The sequence below is a fragment of the Capnocytophaga sp. G2 genome, from assembly GCF_035282625.1.
Taxonomy (GTDB): Bacteria; Bacteroidota; Bacteroidia; order Flavobacteriales; family Flavobacteriaceae; genus Capnocytophaga.
The window spans coordinates 26,594-42,492 of the sequence record NZ_JAYKBU010000013.1 but is presented as its reverse complement, the minus strand read 5'-3'; the positions used below and the strand labels follow the sequence as shown (position 1 = coordinate 42,492).

The 15,899-nt window shown below is 35.2% G+C and carries 21 protein-coding genes and 2 pseudogenes; 22 read left to right on the top strand and 1 reads right to left on the bottom strand.

Annotated elements, in window-relative coordinates; genetic code table 11:
- Nucleotides 1–61 precede the first annotated feature (61 nt).
- The 11 genes from VJJ03_RS08460 to VJJ03_RS08410 all read left to right on the top strand — a co-directional run bounded on the left by VJJ03_RS08460 (nucleotide 62) and on the right by VJJ03_RS08410 (nucleotide 7,828).
- Nucleotides 62–427, top strand: coding sequence for a hypothetical protein (locus VJJ03_RS08460; protein ID WP_009401425.1), 366 nt, complete (start codon nucleotides 62–64; stop codon nucleotides 425–427).
- Between the two features lie 131 nt (nucleotides 428–558).
- Nucleotides 559–1,005, top strand: coding sequence for a DUF4240 domain-containing protein (locus VJJ03_RS08455; RefSeq protein ID WP_323974998.1), 447 nt, complete (start codon nucleotides 559–561; stop codon nucleotides 1,003–1,005).
- A gap of 450 nt (nucleotides 1,006–1,455) precedes the next feature.
- Nucleotides 1,456–1,890 carry a hypothetical protein gene (locus tag VJJ03_RS08450; RefSeq protein WP_009401422.1) on the top strand — a complete coding sequence of 145 codons (435 nt, stop codon included), beginning with the start codon at nucleotides 1,456–1,458 and terminating at the stop codon, nucleotides 1,888–1,890.
- Nucleotides 1,891–2,513: 623 nt separating this feature from the next.
- Nucleotides 2,514–3,119 (top strand): DUF4304 domain-containing protein, encoded by a 606-nt coding sequence (locus tag VJJ03_RS08445; RefSeq protein WP_323974996.1) that lies wholly within the window; start codon nucleotides 2,514–2,516, stop codon nucleotides 3,117–3,119.
- Nucleotides 3,120–3,127: 8 nt separating this feature from the next.
- A complete protein-coding gene (locus VJJ03_RS08440; RefSeq protein ID WP_323974994.1) occupies nucleotides 3,128–3,817 on the top strand; it encodes a DUF6348 family protein in 690 nt (229 codons plus the stop codon).
- A gap of 282 nt (nucleotides 3,818–4,099) precedes the next feature.
- Complete coding sequence (locus tag VJJ03_RS08435; RefSeq protein ID WP_323974992.1) at nucleotides 4,100–4,321, top strand: hypothetical protein; 222 nt, start codon at nucleotides 4,100–4,102, stop codon at nucleotides 4,319–4,321.
- 101 nt (nucleotides 4,322–4,422) lie between these two features.
- Entirely contained in the window at nucleotides 4,423–5,337 is a 915-nt protein-coding gene (locus VJJ03_RS08430; RefSeq protein ID WP_323974990.1) for an NTF2 fold immunity protein, read from the top strand.
- Nucleotides 5,337–5,675, top strand: a complete 339-nt coding sequence (locus VJJ03_RS08425; protein WP_009401403.1) for a hypothetical protein — start codon at nucleotides 5,337–5,339, stop codon at nucleotides 5,673–5,675. The genes VJJ03_RS08430 and VJJ03_RS08425 overlap by 1 nt, the downstream gene beginning before the upstream one ends.
- Before the next feature lie 465 nt (nucleotides 5,676–6,140).
- Nucleotides 6,141–6,884, top strand: a complete 744-nt coding sequence (locus VJJ03_RS08420; RefSeq protein WP_323974988.1) for a class I SAM-dependent methyltransferase — start codon at nucleotides 6,141–6,143, stop codon at nucleotides 6,882–6,884.
- Nucleotides 6,885–7,337, top strand: coding sequence for a hypothetical protein (locus VJJ03_RS08415; RefSeq protein WP_323974986.1), 453 nt, complete (start codon nucleotides 6,885–6,887; stop codon nucleotides 7,335–7,337).
- Between the two features lie 35 nt (nucleotides 7,338–7,372).
- Nucleotides 7,373–7,828 (top strand): hypothetical protein, encoded by a 456-nt coding sequence (locus tag VJJ03_RS08410; RefSeq protein WP_323974984.1) that lies wholly within the window; start codon nucleotides 7,373–7,375, stop codon nucleotides 7,826–7,828.
- Between the two features lie 11 nt (nucleotides 7,829–7,839).
- Here the strand turns inward: VJJ03_RS08410 and VJJ03_RS08405 are convergent, their stop codons facing one another.
- Nucleotides 7,840–8,262: a hypothetical protein gene (locus VJJ03_RS08405; RefSeq protein ID WP_009401391.1), complete on the bottom strand. Its 423-nt coding sequence runs from the start codon at nucleotides 8,260–8,262 to the stop codon at nucleotides 7,840–7,842.
- 188 nt (nucleotides 8,263–8,450) lie between these two features.
- Here VJJ03_RS08405 and VJJ03_RS08400 point away from each other — a divergent pair, with 188 nt between their 5' ends.
- The 11 genes and pseudogenes from VJJ03_RS08400 (at nucleotide 8,451) to VJJ03_RS08350 (ending at nucleotide 15,895) form a co-directional block, all read left to right on the top strand.
- Complete coding sequence (locus VJJ03_RS08400; protein ID WP_323974982.1) at nucleotides 8,451–9,530, top strand: efflux RND transporter periplasmic adaptor subunit; 1,080 nt, start codon at nucleotides 8,451–8,453, stop codon at nucleotides 9,528–9,530.
- 105 nt (nucleotides 9,531–9,635) lie between these two features.
- The gene (locus VJJ03_RS08395; RefSeq protein WP_009401387.1) at nucleotides 9,636–10,019 is read left to right on the top strand and encodes a hypothetical protein; all 384 of its coding nucleotides are present in this window, start codon (nucleotides 9,636–9,638) and stop codon (nucleotides 10,017–10,019) included.
- Nucleotides 10,003–10,998: a bile acid:sodium symporter family protein gene (locus tag VJJ03_RS08390; RefSeq protein ID WP_323974980.1), complete on the top strand. Its 996-nt coding sequence runs from the start codon at nucleotides 10,003–10,005 to the stop codon at nucleotides 10,996–10,998. The genes VJJ03_RS08395 and VJJ03_RS08390 overlap by 17 nt, the downstream gene beginning before the upstream one ends.
- 247 nt (nucleotides 10,999–11,245) lie before the next feature.
- A pseudogene (locus VJJ03_RS08385) lies at nucleotides 11,246–11,594 on the top strand (DUF1304 domain-containing protein).
- Between the two features lie 31 nt (nucleotides 11,595–11,625).
- A pseudogene (locus tag VJJ03_RS08380) lies at nucleotides 11,626–12,345 on the top strand (nitroreductase family protein).
- Nucleotides 12,346–12,353: 8 nt separating this feature from the next.
- A complete protein-coding gene (locus tag VJJ03_RS08375) occupies nucleotides 12,354–12,977 on the top strand; it encodes a class I SAM-dependent methyltransferase (protein WP_323974978.1) in 624 nt (207 codons plus the stop codon).
- A 16-nt stretch (nucleotides 12,978–12,993) separates the two neighbouring features.
- Nucleotides 12,994–13,818: an alpha/beta hydrolase gene (locus VJJ03_RS08370; protein ID WP_323974976.1), complete on the top strand. Its 825-nt coding sequence runs from the start codon at nucleotides 12,994–12,996 to the stop codon at nucleotides 13,816–13,818.
- Between the two features lie 87 nt (nucleotides 13,819–13,905).
- On the top strand, nucleotides 13,906–14,508 hold the full coding sequence (locus VJJ03_RS08365; RefSeq protein ID WP_323974974.1) for a hypothetical protein: 603 nt from the start codon (nucleotides 13,906–13,908) through the stop codon (nucleotides 14,506–14,508).
- Between the two features lie 19 nt (nucleotides 14,509–14,527).
- Entirely contained in the window at nucleotides 14,528–15,007 is a 480-nt protein-coding gene (locus VJJ03_RS08360) for a hypothetical protein (protein WP_323974972.1), read from the top strand.
- Nucleotides 15,008–15,010: 3 nt separating this feature from the next.
- Entirely contained in the window at nucleotides 15,011–15,250 is a 240-nt protein-coding gene (locus tag VJJ03_RS08355) for an NAD-dependent dehydratase (RefSeq protein WP_323974970.1), read from the top strand.
- A 30-nt stretch (nucleotides 15,251–15,280) separates the two neighbouring features.
- Nucleotides 15,281–15,895 carry a hypothetical protein gene (locus VJJ03_RS08350; protein WP_323974968.1) on the top strand — a complete coding sequence of 205 codons (615 nt, stop codon included), beginning with the start codon at nucleotides 15,281–15,283 and terminating at the stop codon, nucleotides 15,893–15,895.
- Nucleotides 15,896–15,899: the final 4 nt, after the last annotated feature.

The window sequence follows — 15,899 nt, the reverse complement described above, 5'->3', positions numbered from 1 at the left end:
TTTTGATATAGATACTTAACTATTTTTGGACTTGGATGATAGATTTTTATGCTAAAATAATATGGATAAAAAGCTTAGGACGGATATTTACAATACACTTTCTAATTTCTTAGAATCTTATAAAGCTAAAGATACACAAACTTTAGCTGGAAGATATGATATCTCAGATGGTTTTTTGGAGGAAATATATGAAATGTTAGACTTTATAGAAGATAAAAGTAATTTGACCCTTTTTCCAATTGAGGAAATGGATAAGGGAGAGGGAGGAAAGAGTAATTTGGAAATTTTTGTGATGAACAACACTGACGAAGTGGTGGGAATTGAAGCCTCTTTGTATGAGGGAAAAGAATATTTTGCTGTTATCAAGGGAGAATATTACCTAAATAACCATTTTCCTAAGTTTGTCTTTCACTATTTTAGTACTTAATATTTGAAAATAATGATAGTAGAAATTTTTTGGAAAATCATTGAACAGGCGAGAAAATCTGTTGGAAACAATGATAAATTTCCTTAATATTACAAACCAAACTAGAGACTTTATAGGGCGAAGATTTACTCTTGTTTCAATTTATTTATGAATGGTATGAGATTACAGTGATTAAACAACCTGGACACTTAATGTGGTCAGCGTTGGTACTGATTAATGGAGGTTATTGTACTGATACTTATGGTTTTGCAGGCTACCTTATTACTCATGGACGAGAGGTCTATGAGAAAACGCTTGCTGATCCAGATTTTTTGGCTATACTGAACCCTAAAAAGGATAAATGTAACTATGAAGAAGTAAGAAGATTAGCGCAGAAAATCTATATGGAGCGTACTAAGACAAAAATTCGTGCTTTTGAAAAGATTTATCTTGGAGTGTGGAACAAAGAAATGCAAGATGAAATAGACCAATCTCTAGCTATTAATTCAGAAATCAGAAACCGAGATTGGACACAGGAGCAGCTCAAGGAAATATTTCCCCAGCTTGCTAAGGTACTTTCTGAGCAATGTAAAAAATGATAGAGATACCCACTCATTAGAAGGAACCCCTATAAAATGTAACCCAATACACCACACACTATAGCTATATACAGTATTTTAAACGACTTTTACCATTTTTGAGCTTATAGAAAAGCAAGTTACCAATGTTGATAGCACAGTCATAAAAGAAGCATTAACACAACTGTTAGCACCTTTTGCTGATAGCAATTAATCATAAGCAAATGGCAATTATTGAGATTTCCTAATTTATAGAGAAATACAAAATCTATGAACGTGAAGGCGGTGTAATAGATTTTCACCTTTTTCAACTGGATACTGAGCAAAATAACAACCCTTATCACAAACATTTGGCAGTAGCTCAGCAAACCCTTATATAGGAATTGTTGTCTCGACAGCAGACTAAAAAGTGAAAAATTTCATCCTATTTTTCTCTGTAAATTAAATATTAAAAATTAAATTATTAAAGAGATGAATGCGCCAAAAGAATTAGATGATGCACTCTACGATAGCATCACCGTTTTATCTGAAGAAGGCAACGATCTTGCCGACAATGACTGTTTTGCCGCTGCAAAAGCGAAGTTTGAAGAAGCACTTGCCTTAGTCCCCGAACCCAAAACCGTTTGGGAAGCATCTCTTTGGCTCTATGCGAGCATCGGAGATATGTGTTTTATGATGGGCGATTATGCGGGGTGCAGTAAGCAGATGTATAACGCAATAAATTGCGCCGATGGCTACGAAAATCCCTTTGTAAATATCCGTTTAGGGCAAGCTCAATATGAACTCGGTGATAAGGAGAAAGCAAAAGAATACCTCCTATGCGCCTATATGATGGAGGGAGAAGATATTTTCCAAGAAGAAGATGAAAAATATTTTGATTTTATCAGACCTTTGCTAAGAGGATAGAAAAATATTTTCAGCTAAGACAATATTAACTCTAAAAAATAGGATATGAACACAAAATAATGGAATATGAATCTATTTTTGTACAGAAGTGAGTAATTCTGCATCATAAATAAACATAAACGATGAAAAGAATAATAAAATTATTGAAATTATTTGCTTCTGACTTGGAAATGTACAATCAACTTGTAGAAAAAGACATTATAGGACTCCTACAAAATAAAAGAACATATTATCTATTAGAATACGATTACAAATAGCTTATAATTTCTGCTTGAACAATAAATGCAAAAGGTGAACATATTGATATCCTTTCACAGAAAATAGGGAAATACTTTCCCTCGTATGATTTTATTGCTAAAGATATCCATTTGGAAGATAATTTGTACGATGATGGCTTGAAAGAAGACGAGATAGATAACTATTTATAAAAATATGGAAAGGAAAAGAATATCATTTTCTCTAAATAGTTTCAACAAAGGTAGAAAGATGCCATAAAAGAAGCTAATATATAAGCTGAAGGCTATTTTTCTCCTCACGATTCCTATTTCTATACTGATTTGAACAACAGAAGACAAATCAATGATGATCAAATAAAAGCAAAAAATCAATAAAATACCCAGTAGATGAAAACAGATACACAAACTAAATTTGATACGATTGTAAAAGAGGGATTTACTCCTTTGTTAAAGCCCCTTTCTTTTAAAAAGAAAGCCTTGAACTATTATCGCCAACTCTCTGAGGTAGGGCATATCATCAATATTCAAAAAAGCAGTTATGGTAATAGAGATCATATTAGGTTTCGAATCAATATAGGAATCTTCAAACCCAGATTTTGGTCAGTTAGCCATACGGGAAAAGTGCCTGACTACCCCACAGAACCCATTTGTATTATTCGTAAAACTATTAACGATTTACGAGGTAGAAAGGATTTGTGGTACGAGGTAAATGATACTACTGATGAACAAAAACTCATCAAAGAAGTACAGGAAGATGTACAAAACTATATTCTACCTTTCTTTGACCAACTCAATTCAGTGCAAAAAATATTTTCAACATTAGAAAAAGATTCAAAACTGTTGGGTATTTCTTTTGACCTTCTCATTTTCTATGGCGAGTATAAACAGAAGGAGAAAGCCCAAGCAGTATATAACCAACTTTTACAAAAAGTAAATCCTTTGGCTAAGCCAACCTTAGAAGGTTATGCTAAGAAATATGAACTAAATATTTAATAACAAATATGCGCCTTACCACTCACATAGAAGAGAAGATCCTTGAGGAGCTCTCTCAAAGAATTATAAAACAAGGATTTAAAGCAAATCCTGATATTCCTACCCGTACTATCTGGATGGGGGATAAAATGCGTATTGAGATAAAGGTAATCCCTACTCCTGAAATGGATGAAAACCTTATAGAACTACATATAGGAACTTACTTGGAAGAAGGCTATTTTCCTCAAGGAATCAAGGATAACATAGCAGGATTCGGAGAGACAGACGAGGAAAAAGTACGTTTTCTTGCAATAAACTACCTTTCCACTACTTTTCAAACTATTATCAATAGTTTAAACTGTTATTTTGATAAGGGGTGCGATATCAATATCGGAGATTACCATTGGCATACCTCTCTTGGTAGTCTGTATCTTTTAGGAAAATGGCAAACACCTCCTAAGGAGACAGATTTTTACCATCTACTAATGGATATATTCCCTAAAAACTTTACTACAGACTTTCGTATTCAATCGCTCAAATGTTATGTAGCACGTGTTTGGGAAGACTGTATGGTAGAGTGTTTGCTGAACAATGAACTTTGGGACGAAGGTGCTCATCGTTTAAGACAATATGCCCAAACACTTCAAGAGAAGAGTTCTTTTTTGGTTGTGAAACAATTATTGGTGTTCCGCTTATGTGATGGAGTACATAATAATTAGAAATGAAATATAAAAAAACTAAAAATCTAACAGAATGTATTCAAATGTTGGACTATACTCTCAAAAAAGCGTCTGCCACTCCAATTGATATGTTGGTTGTGATACTCAAGAGTTATTGTAGGTGTCTTTTGGGAAATGATATCCCACTAACCCGAAAGTGGAGCAAATGACCAGTAACTAATGTCTCGTTGGAATATATTGTATTTATAATTGAAAAATGTATTTACGATAATGTAACCAAATTGCTATGATTGATATTTAATCAGAAAAAAGAATAACAACTTGTATGTAGCTTATATAGATAATGATGGTGTTTATGCTACAGGAAAAACCCTTAATGACGTGATGAATAATGTGGGAGAAACAAAAGATGGGCTTGTAGAAAACCTAAGAAAAGCAGGAAAAACAGAGGAGGCAGATGCACTAAATCTAAAGATTTTTCGTTTTAATGTAAATGGCAGAAATGATGGACAGAATAAGGGAGCAAATAACACCATATTTTAAACTATCTCGTACAGAGAAACAAGAAGATGATGATCCTGATTTTACAAACGAATGATAAAAAAAGTATAACCAGACAATAGCTGAACTCAAAATTCAAAGATATGGCAGCTTACAAACACGCTATTACCTTAGAAGCCGCTTTAAAAGAAGTAACCGAAGAGCGCTTCTGCAAAGGACATCATTATAAAAACGTTGCCCTCACCGATGCGATGGTAGAGCAGATAGTGCAAGTAAAATCCTTAGTAAATATGGGTTTTATCAATACCGATATTACCGATGAAGTCCTCAAATACTTGGCTACTTTGCCCAAACTAAAACTCCTTTTCTTAGAAGACAATAAGCAACTCACAGGCGAAGGCTTCAAATACTTTGTCGAGAAACCTGTTGCTCACATTTCGTTGGACGGTTGCCCCGTAACCGATGAAACCTTGAAAATCGTCTTGCAAGTGCCTCGCCTGAAGTCTATTTCATTGCGCCGTACCCACATCACTTTCGAGGGGCTAATGGCTGTGGCGCATTATAGCAGAATAAAGTTCTATCTCGATAAGTTTTTCACCGAGGAACAAATTAAAACCTTTGAACAAGCCCAGCGCACGGCAGGAAAGAAGAAATCTACTGCTACCAATGCTGATGATTTGCAAGTAGTTAAACAATTGCTCTTAAACTTTTTCTCGGCGATGACCCAGTGGGAAGAATTCGCTACAAAAAATGATGAAACAGAAGAGGATGACCTTTTGATAGAAGAAAAATGTAAAACGATTTTTAAAAAATATTGCACCGACAAACGCCGCATAGGCTATCGTCCTGAGTGGATTAGCTTTTCTATGACAAAAGGTGGGACCTATGGCAATCATCAAATTATAGATAGTGAAACCCTTACCAAGAATAAGATATATATTTACACCCAAGACGAGTTAAACTTTCAGTATCGCTTCCTAATTATCCGAAAAAACGGTATTTGGAAGATTGACGAGTGCCAATGGCGTGACGGAGGCTGGAAAAAATACGGATTATAATGAAGACAACTGCTCAACAACTTATAGAAAATGAACTTCAAAAAACAGTTCAGCAGATTAAAGAACATTTTCTCTCAGAGAAAGAGAAACAAGAACTTGTAGATTATAAAAAGGAGTTAGAACAGCTATTATTCCTTAAAAACCTTTCAGACACCTATCATTTGGAACGAAAAAATATAGAAAAGCTCATTGTTTTGCCTGCTCCTTCTACCGATTTTGCTAATTTTCGTATTGTAGATGATACAGAAATTGAAGAGAGGAAATATTGGCAAGAGTTACAAATAGAGGGTGAAAAACTTTTTTTGAATCAGGGAGATATATTAATTAAGAAAAGATAATAAAGGTAAAAAATTAAGTTTGTAGAATACAAAATTGAGTCCGTAGAAAGCAATATTAAGTCTGTAGAATACAATATTAAGTCCGTAGAAAGCAATATTAACTCCAAACAATACAATATTAAGTCCGAACAATGCAATATTAACTACAAACAATACAATATTAATTCCAAACAATACAATATTAAGTACAGGCAACACAATATCAGGTTCAAACAATACAATATTAAGTACAGGAAATGCAATATGAAGTAGAAAACTGACAGAATAGATAAGAAATATACTGAATATTGTTTGTTTTTGGTAAAAAGTGAGGAGATATTTTTCGGATTTCTTGGATTTTTTATCAAGAATAATAGAAAAAGTAACAAAAATAGGTGGGTAGAACGAAAAGATATAAAAAGGGAAAAAGCCCTATGGAAATTGAAATATAACTTAATTAAGAAAAACTCATTTGAATAAATAAATATGATGACAGATATATCTCAAAAGCTAAAATCTGATATAAAAGTAGAAGATTTGAAACAAGAAAATGGTATTTTATGCTGTATGAATGACTATTTCATTAGTGGAGATAACCAAAGGTATATGAAAATGTACGATTGGATGTCTTTTTTCTATGATTTTGGAGAGAAATGGATAGGAAGACTCAAGTATGGACACGCTATTGATCATCTACGTACCGAGTTGATGAGCCGTTTGGAATGGAAAAACAATATTTCGGTACTTTATGTTTCCATAGGTACAGGAGCTGACTTACGTTATTTGCCACAAAGGATTGATTTGAAAACGATAGACCTTGTAGGAGTTGATATTTCGATGGGAATGCTCAAAAAGTGCAAGAAAAAAATGCAAAAGAAAACTAATTTAACGCTTGTACAATGCCCCGCTGAAGATCTTCCTTTTGCTGATAATATCTTTGATATTGTTTTTCACATTGGGGGCATTAACTTTTTTAACGACAAAATTCGTGCAATGAGTGAAATGCTTAGAGTGGCTAAAGTGGGAAGCAAATTGCTTATTGCTGATGAAACAGCCGACTTTGTGGAGACCCAATACAAGAAAAGTGTCTTCTCCAAATCTTATTTTGAAGGCAAAACAGTCGATTTGAACACCATAGAACAATGTATTCCTCTTTCTGTAGCTGAAAAGAAAACAGAATTGTTTTGGGATAATAAATTTTATGGTATTACTTTTAGAAAAAGTAAATAAATGAATGTCTTACAAAAACGATTAGCACAGATAGGAACCGAGCCTCACGAAAATGGCTTGCGCGATGGAATTGTATATGAAGACATAGAAAGCCAATATTATTGGATTTACAACCACTATTCCTATTGTGAATGGCTTAAGCACTATATGGTACATTATGCAGGGCTTAGCTGGGAAGGAGCTGCTGAAAAATTAGCTCAAGGTCGCCTGAAAGCCCTATTTGCAACCCCGCCTAAAGATCTTGAGGATTTATTTTGTATTACGCACGAACTTACTTATCATAACGCAATGGAGATAACCAAGGAAAATAGGTATTGGCAAGACGGAACACCCTCTGATACCAATGGTTTTCAGGAAGAACACGACGCTTGGTACGAGAAGACTAAAGAGAAATATCACTTAAATGAAGAATACGAGATACTTAGTTTTGAAGAAGCATTAAAAAGCGACTAAATGAGTTATATTACCTTTAAAAGCAAACTTATAATATGAAAAAGATATCCTTATTGACCTCCTTATTGGTGTTATTCTCTTATTTAGGGAAAGCACAAGTGAAGGACACAATTCCTCAGATGAGTATTGAGGAAGAGGAGGTTGATGATGTAGTAGTATGTTGCTTCCCCTCAGGGGAACGAAAACCTATGTTTGTACAATGTAAGGAGGTGAGTACGAGTAAAAGAGATGCTTGTTTCTATTATTTTTTCTCTCAATATTTTCAACAGAGAACTCAAACGAAGTGTTACAAAGAACTTGATGGACAGGCAATAATTCTTTTTAGTGTGGAGAAGGATGGAAGTGTAAGACTTATTAAGTGCCTCACATCCTCCTCTTATATCAGGAAAGAGGTACAGCACTCTATGGATCATTTTCCTAAACTGATTCCAGCGCAACAGAGAGGAAAGCCTGTGCGTTACTTTTATTGTTGTAAAATTACTTTTAATTAAGTATAAGGTGATTATGGCTGTTTTTGATGTTCTTTTATGAACCTTCCATAATCATCGGCTGAAATTCGTTTGTAGGTATGGGGGGTACCTGTAGAAGTTTTTTTCAATAAGAGCTGTTCTTCTTTAAAGGCATACTCCCAAGAGTTATTCTCTCCCTCTATAGAGATTTTTCCTATCTCAGTCAAGGTATAAGTATGCTCTATGATTTTTGGATAGGCAAGTTTACAGGTATTTTCCTCTAAGTGAACAAATCCTATTCTCGTCTCTGTAAAAAGAAGGATTTCCTCTTCTCCGCAGGAAGAGGGATGTTCCTTCTGCCAATATCCTATTAGAGTACTGAGGTTTTTGGGAGGTGGTGCTACTTTAGGAGTGTTATCCTTTTGGCAACTTATAAAAGCTATGATGATAGCGAAAAAACTTAAAAATACTCTCATCTGAAATGTGATTTCTTTATTTGAAATGTGTACTGCAAAGATACAAATTATTTTTCACTTTTCATTTAATAAAAAGTTGGAAACTTTTTTTGTTTATTAAGTTTTTTATATTACCTTTGCGCCTTGAAAAAAGAATAAAGTGGATGACAGAGATAAAACCTTCACTTGAAATATAAAATTTAGAACAAATGAAAAAGATACTTACTGTATTAATCGTAATTGCTATAATGAGTCTTATAGCATACCGATTGTATTCTAACAAAGAAAAAAATGCCCAGGAAGTAGCTATTGTTGCTCAAAAAGAAGCGCAAGTAGCAGTACGAGCTGTTAAAGTGACTCGAGAAAATGTATCCGACTTATTTACTGCCAATGGAACTTTTGTTGCTGAACAAGACCTTAATGTCTCTTCTGAGGTAGGTGGACAGATTATCAAGATCTATGTAAAAGAAGGAGATTATGTAAAGGCAGGACAAGTACTTGCCACTACCAAAGCTGACCGTACTAATGTACAGTTAGAAAATGCTAAGGCTGTTCTTGAGAATGCTAAAGCTGACCTTAAGCGTTTTGAAAGTGCTTATCAAACAGGAGGGGTTACTGCTCAACAATTGGAGCAAGCTCGCTTACAACTCAAAAATGCTCAAGCCAATTATAACTCAGCTGCCATTGTCTCTGGAGATACTTCTGTAAGAAGCAAGATTAGTGGAATTGTAAGTAGTAAGGAAGTGGAAGAAGGAACTCTTGTCAGTGCAGGTCAACCTCTTTTTAATGTGGTTAATATTGACAATCTAAAGCTTAAGATTACTGTTGATGAGGATCAAGTAGGTAGGCTAAAAGTAGGAGAAATGATTAAGATAAAACCCAGCACTTCTTCCCAAGCAGTGGAAGGAAAGATTATTTTTATAGCACCTAAATCCAACGGCGCTCTTAAGTTCCCTGTAGAAATCTTGGTTGCCAATAAGAATAGAGAACTTAAAGCAGGAATGTATGCTACGGCTCAGTTTGATGGACAGACAGAGAATACTACTGCCCTTGTAGTGCCTCATGCTGCTTTTGTGGGAAGTGTAAGCCAAAACAAAATATTTAAAATTGTAACTGGAAAAAATAGCAAAGGAGAGAATGTACTTAAGGCTGAAATGGTCATTGTAAAAAGTGGACGTAATTTTGGTGATAAGGTGGAAATTTTAAGTGGACTCACTCAAGGTGAAGAAGTGATCACCAGTGGACAAATCAATATAGATAATGGTACTCCTGTGAGGGTAGTGGAATAATAAAGGAACTTCGAAGGCGATACAAAAGTATCGCTTTTCTATTTGATAAAAATTTATTTAAATTCTATGCTTTACTCTTAATAGAAAGAGAAAGAAAACATTCTTATGGAAAAATGTCTATTCTATACTTTAGCTTTAGTAGGATGTTGGCTCTTACCTATAGGAGTACAGACCTTAATAAGTGCTTTCTATGAAAAATACTTCTCTTATACCACTATACATGGTGTCTCATGGAGTTCATTTGTTTATTTTGTGTATTATTATTTCAACCCTATAGGGTTACTGCTCGCCTTTTTACTATTCCAATGGAAGAAAGGACTCTTTTTGCTGCCTTATGGGTTACTTTCCTTAGAGATATTACAGCATTTGCCCTATCGTCCTTTGAGAACTTTGCTTATATGGGGTAGTATAAGTATAGGCTATGTCCTATTATTCATCTTATTAAGCCGATTAAAAAAACAAAATACTCAAAATGAAAAAAATCTTTAACAAACAAAACAACTTCCTCTTTGCCTTAGTCGGTATGATCGTCTTGGCGAGAATTGTCCCTTATAGAGATGAATACAATACAGTTTTTAACTTGAATCGCTTTATTGACTGGGGAATTTGTATCATCTTCTTGCTCTACGGACTGAAACTCAATATTAAAGAAGTCTTTCGGGATATAAAAAACTGGAAACTACATTTATTGGTACAACTGGGTACTTTTGTCCTCTTTCCGCTCTTGGTAGTTTTGTTTTATCCCCTTGCCAAGGGAACAGAGTACCAATTGGTATGGCTTTCCATTTTCTTTTTAGCAAGTCTACCTTCCACTGTGTCGTCCTCAGTGGTGATGGTCTCTATTGCTAAAGGCAATATTACCTCAGCTATATTTAATGCCTCCATATCGGGGCTTATTGGGATTGTAGCCACACCTTTGCTTATGGGATTTTTCTTAGGGAATGCCTCCACAGAGGTCAATCAAGGAGAAATTATCCAACAATTATTATTAAAAGTATTATTACCTATCATATTAGGACTCCTTTTGAATCCACTTTTGAAGAAATGGGTGGATAAATATAACAAATGGATAGGGCAGTTTGACCGATTTATTATTTTGCTCATTGTATATGAGAGCTTTTCTGATGCTTTTGTTAAGCGGATATTCCTTTCTGTTTCTCTTATAACTTTTGTGATTATTGCCTTCGCTTCGGTAGGGTTATTTTTTGTAGTGTATGCTATACTCAAACGTATTGCACAGGCTTTAGGTTTTAATAGAGAGGATACTATTACAGCGACCTTCTGTGGGTCTAAGAAGTCACTGGTACATGGGAGCCTCTTTGTAATGGTCTTAGGAATTCCTGAAACCCAAAAAGTACTCTATCTGCTCCCTATCATGCTGTATCACAGTTTTCAACTCTTTTACGTAAGCTGGCTGGCAAATCGAATTGGGCAACAGGTAGATAAGAGTGAAAAGCAAATTAAGTGAAGAACGAAAAGTGAAAAGTGAAAAACATCACTCTATTGTTAACCATTCTTTATTTAATCTATAGTCAATCATATTTAGAATGCGAATAAAATACGAATAAATAAGGCAAGAGGTTCATCCCTAATTCACTCTCTTTCAAGGGCTAATTGCCATTAGCCCCTACACCTGCTCATGCTAATTTTTCGCAAACCATTTCTGTTTGACTATAACTCAAAATTCAAAACTAATAACTCAAAACTATATTATCATGTTTGCAACTATTGTAACTATTTTGGTAGCCCTTGAGCACCTATACATACTCTATATAGAGATGTTTGCTTGGGAAACAAAATTTTGAGTCTTTGCCCGAACATTTATTTGCCGATACAAAGAGTATGGCGGCTAATCAAGGATTGTACAACGGCTTTTTAGCGGCGGGACTTGTATGGAGTCTCTGTATCTCCGATCCCCAGTGGAGCCTATATGTGCGTTTCTTTTTCTTAGGCTGCGTAGCCATAGCAGGGATTTATGGAGGAATCACCACTTCTGGGAAGATATTCTTTGCGCAAGCATTGCCAGCATTGTTGGCAATGGTATGTGTGTATTGGAATGTGTAAAATTAGTAAAACATTATTAATTACTGATATTATGTTAAAAGATATTTTAAACTTCCGCAGGGCAGTGCGTTATTACGCTCCTACGCCCATTAGTGAGGAAAAAGTACGCGAATGCCTTAAGCTCGCCACCTTGGCACCTACCAGCTCCAATATGCAACTGTATGAGCTGTACCATATCACTGATAAGGAATTACTCAAAAAGCTCGCCCATGCCTGCCTTGACCAGCGTACGGCCATTACAGCCCAGTAAATGGTCATATTTGTTACCCGTCAAGACAAGCACCGCCAGCATGCCGAGATGATTTTAGAATTTGAACGAGGTAACGTACAGCGTAACAGTCCGCTCGAAAGGCAAGCCAAACGTATCAAGGATAAAGAAGCATATTACGGCAAACTGATGCCCTTCGTGTATAGTCGTTTTTTTGGATTGTTAGGCGGTTTCCGTAAATTATTTGGAGTAGTTACCAGTTGGTTTCGCCCTATGATGCAACAGCTCTCTGAGGGAGATATACGTGTGAGCGTACACAAGAGCTGTGGTCTTGTAGCACAGACCTTTATGCTAGCCATGGCAGAGGAGGGTTACGATACGTGTCCGTTAGAGGGTTACGATAGCAGACGCATTAAGAAGTTGTTACACTTACCTTGCGGAGCAGAAGTGAATATGGTGATTACTTGTGGACTTCGTGAACAGCGCGGTATCTGGGGTGAAAGGTTTAGATTGCCCTTCGAGGAAGTGTATAGAAATTGTTAAATGGTATAATGAAAGTAATTGGTATTATACTTTTGGTTTTTCTATTTTTAGGAGCTTTACTCTATTATCTGATTCAGCAATCAAAGAAACCTTCAGGGAGTGTAGGTGTTCTGATGATGCAACTTTTCAATAAAGCCTATCTACCGATGGTTCGTTGGGCACTTTCATTTTACAACCCATCAGAATCACCTATGAAAATATTAGATATAGGGGTGGGAAATGGAAAATCAACGGCATTACTAGCAAAAAACTTTCCTGAGAGTAAAGTAGTTGGTATTGAAATTGCTGAAATAGCTATCAGAGAAGCCAAAAAGCTACCTACTACAGCTGTTTTTCAATTGGAAAATATTCAAAACACCTCATTTGACAGCAAAACATTTGATCTGATATGTGCTTTTCAGACTCATTTTCATTGGCAAGACCTAAAAACAGCTTTCTATGAAATAAGACGTATTCTTACAGATGAAGGAATCGTTCTTGTCGCTTGTGAATATGCAAAGATAAGGTACTATCTACCACAGTATAAAGATACGCAAGCCTTTCAAAAGTTTTTAAATACGGTAGGTTTACAATTGGTACAAGAAGAAAAATACCAAGGATGGCGGTTTTACAAAATAAAGAAAACAATATAATTCTAATAATAAGAAAATGAAAATCAACACTTTAATTCTCATTCTTTTACTTGCCTTTCATTGGGCAAATGCTAAAACAGAACCTATAACTATTCAGGGAGCCGTGGGAACACTTCATGGAGTGGTAACTACCCCTGATTCTGTGAAAAAGTCTCAGAAAATCCCTACTGTGATTATCTTTCACGGACTGACCAGCAATAAGGACAAAAAGCTATATGCTACTTTGGCAGATAGCTTAGCGACACACGGTATTGCCTCAGTACGCTTTGACTTTAACGCACACGGGGAAAGTGAAGGAGATTTTAAGAAAATGTCGTTAGATAATGAGTTAGAAGATGCACGGCGCATAATGGCATTTACTAAAAGACTCTCTTTCGTAGGTAAGATAGGCTTGATAGGACACTCGCAAGGAGGGGCTATAGCAATGCTTTTGAGTGCAGAATTAGGGAAGAAAAACGTTAAAGCATTAGGCTTGTTAGCACCTGCTTCTACAATTCACGACATACTATCACAAGGGGTACTGTTCGATGCCACTTTCGACCCGCTGAATGTGCCTGAGGAGCTTTCCTTTTTTGGAGGGAAGGTAACTGTAGGGAAGGACTATATCCTCTCAGCACAACGGTGCAAACTCATTCAGAAAGCGAGAGCATATAAAGGCAATGTATTGGTAATTCACGGTACGGGTGATAGAATGCTCTCTTATACTTACAGTGAAAATCTGCCTTATTTCTATAAACATTGTAAAGTAAGTCTCATTGAAAAGGGAGACCATTTGTTTACGTCGAAAGAAGCGCAAGCAGCAGAGATGATGACACAATTTATGCTGAAAAACTTGAGATAATGAGTTGATTTGCCGATTTGTCAATTTGTCGATGTGCCGATGTACCCCAATTTACTAATGACTAAACATTAATAACTAATTTATCAAATGAAAATATATAAAGTTACCAATATTGTAGGAAATGAAGGTTTTGCTTGTATGAGACAGAGTAACAAACAATATGTTAGAGAAGTAGAAGTCCTTGATGTATGGTGGGACGACTGGTGTAGTGGAGGTAAAAAAATAGGCGATTTTGTAAATTGTATTGGAGCAGACATCTGTAAAGCAAGTGTATTTGAAGCTTTACATAAGCATTTTAGCACTCTTAAAGCAGTGCCTTTGCGCATTAATAAAACTCAAAAAGAACTTACTGCTAAGGACCCTAAGCGCCTGCGTTGGTTGCCTCAAGAAAAAGTTTCTTTAGTAGCTTTCTATGCTCCTGAATACTTTGACTGCCTACCACAGAGTACTATTGTAAGGAGTGAGAGAGGTATTGAAGAACTCATAGGTGTTGCCGATTTACGAGGAGATATTCTCATTCCCCGAAAAGAAGGAAAAGGAATTTTCTTTAGTAAAGAAGTAGTAAGGAATTATGATTTCTTTACGCTTAAAGGGTCTGGATTGGAGCTCTGTACGGAAAAGGTAAAGACTTTTTGTGAGGTACAAGGCTATGAGAATGTAGTGTTTTTAGAAATGGGAGAGGTGGTGTAATGGCAAAATACAAGTGGCAATGAAAGGAGTCATTTTAACAGATAATACTAATTACTTAGGTTTTGATAGAAATATTTCTCTATGGGGGCAATATTCCTTTCAATATCCTATAGTTGATGATTATTTTGTGGAAGCAAAATATCTTGAGTGTCTTTTAAAAGAAAAGAAAAGTTTTATGAAAAATAATCTTCATTTGTTATACTTCAGTGAAGATAATTGTAAATACCTCGATTTTAAACAGATAGGTGTAGATTGTGGCTATTTATATGAACCAAATGATGATTTCTATATAGGTTTTTCAATCATATACAATGAGATACTAAGAATAAACAATTCTTTTTGTGTAGAATATAAAAAACAACTTAATGAATATTCTCTTTTTTCCTCCGCTGTGCAGGCAAAATCTTTTTTACAAGAAAGAACTCTTTTCTGTGATAAGTATAAGCTTGAAAATGCTTTTCAGAAATTGAGTGTTGTGAATATTTATATATACAAATAGATTATGGCTTATTTTAGAATTATCTTTAAAGAGGATAATAAGTTGTGGCGAAATTATTTTACTTTTGCTTATTGTTTTGTGATAGGGGATAATGAGGATATGAAATTTCCTGAAAACTACACGCTTCAGCCTTCAGATGTGTTGAAGATACAAACGCTTAATCATCAAGGAGATGTGGTGAAAGATATTTCCTCATTTAAGGTGAATGAGAAACTCAAAGAAGCTCTTTTTACAACTAGCTGAACTATCTAAATTTTTAGATTTTGCTGAATTATGATTAAAAACATTTATGAACCTGATAATGAAGATATACTTTTTTGGTTAGCCCATAATGAAAAATGGCCTGACTCGGATTGGGATCTTTATGTGGTGAATGAAAAGAATGATGATTTGGTTTTCCAATTAGCTAATGACAAGGCGTGCCCTGAACAAGAGTTCTTCCTGCATTGTCTGTATTACTTTGTGGGTGAGGTGTATATCTCAAATAATATGGAGAAGTATCGGGAGCGTATAGATAATTTATTTAGCAAGAAAGCTCTTTTGCCTTCTGTGGTGCAGTGGAAAGAAAAAGCAGCACTTTTATTGGCAGGAAAAATTACTTTTGACAGCGATTTTTGGCTGAATTATCTCTTTTTTCAAGATATTCAAAGAAGAAATATAGAAGACCTATTATGTGAACCTAATCCTACAGAAAAGTTGAAACAATATGCCTTGCAATTGTATACAAAAGGCTTTTCTAAAGAGGAAATATATGAGATATTCCTCAACTGTACCTCTTCAACTATGGAACAAACACATAAGGATAACTTAGAGGATGTAATGGATATGATAACAGGCTGGTATGTAGGAAAAAATATTGATTTTAAGAATGAAGTAAAGATAATATGAATCT

Excerpts from the sequence above, each read along its gene's own strand:
- VJJ03_RS08400 (WP_323974982.1), top strand. The coding sequence starts at position 8,451 with ATGAAAAAGATACTTACTGTATTAATCGTAATTGCTATAATGAGTCTT.
- VJJ03_RS08390 (WP_323974980.1), top strand. The coding sequence starts at position 10,003 with ATGAAAAAAATCTTTAACAAACAAAACAACTTCCTCTTTGCCTTAGTC.
- VJJ03_RS08445 (WP_323974996.1), top strand. The coding sequence starts at position 2,514 with ATGAAAACAGATACACAAACTAAATTTGATACGATTGTAAAAGAGGGA.
- VJJ03_RS08355 (WP_323974970.1), top strand. The coding sequence starts at position 15,011 with ATGGCTTATTTTAGAATTATCTTTAAAGAGGATAATAAGTTGTGGCGA.
- VJJ03_RS08365 (WP_323974974.1), top strand. The coding sequence starts at position 13,906 with ATGAAAATATATAAAGTTACCAATATTGTAGGAAATGAAGGTTTTGCT.
- VJJ03_RS08410 (WP_323974984.1), top strand. The coding sequence starts at position 7,373 with ATGAAAAAGATATCCTTATTGACCTCCTTATTGGTGTTATTCTCTTAT.
- VJJ03_RS08450 (WP_009401422.1), top strand. The coding sequence starts at position 1,456 with ATGAATGCGCCAAAAGAATTAGATGATGCACTCTACGATAGCATCACC.
- VJJ03_RS08460 (WP_009401425.1), top strand. The coding sequence starts at position 62 with ATGGATAAAAAGCTTAGGACGGATATTTACAATACACTTTCTAATTTC.
- VJJ03_RS08430 (WP_323974990.1), top strand. The coding sequence starts at position 4,423 with ATGGCAGCTTACAAACACGCTATTACCTTAGAAGCCGCTTTAAAAGAA.
- VJJ03_RS08425 (WP_009401403.1), top strand. The coding sequence starts at position 5,337 with ATGAAGACAACTGCTCAACAACTTATAGAAAATGAACTTCAAAAAACA.
- VJJ03_RS08350 (WP_323974968.1), top strand. The coding sequence starts at position 15,281 with ATGATTAAAAACATTTATGAACCTGATAATGAAGATATACTTTTTTGG.
- VJJ03_RS08375 (WP_323974978.1), top strand. The coding sequence starts at position 12,354 with ATGAAAGTAATTGGTATTATACTTTTGGTTTTTCTATTTTTAGGAGCT.
- VJJ03_RS08405 (WP_009401391.1), bottom strand. The coding sequence starts at position 8,262 with ATGAGAGTATTTTTAAGTTTTTTCGCTATCATCATAGCTTTTATAAGT.
- VJJ03_RS08415 (WP_323974986.1), top strand. The coding sequence starts at position 6,885 with ATGAATGTCTTACAAAAACGATTAGCACAGATAGGAACCGAGCCTCAC.
- VJJ03_RS08360 (WP_323974972.1), top strand. The coding sequence starts at position 14,528 with ATGAAAGGAGTCATTTTAACAGATAATACTAATTACTTAGGTTTTGAT.
- VJJ03_RS08440 (WP_323974994.1), top strand. The coding sequence starts at position 3,128 with ATGCGCCTTACCACTCACATAGAAGAGAAGATCCTTGAGGAGCTCTCT.
- VJJ03_RS08395 (WP_009401387.1), top strand. The coding sequence starts at position 9,636 with ATGGAAAAATGTCTATTCTATACTTTAGCTTTAGTAGGATGTTGGCTC.
- VJJ03_RS08370 (WP_323974976.1), top strand. The coding sequence starts at position 12,994 with ATGAAAATCAACACTTTAATTCTCATTCTTTTACTTGCCTTTCATTGG.
- VJJ03_RS08420 (WP_323974988.1), top strand. The coding sequence starts at position 6,141 with ATGATGACAGATATATCTCAAAAGCTAAAATCTGATATAAAAGTAGAA.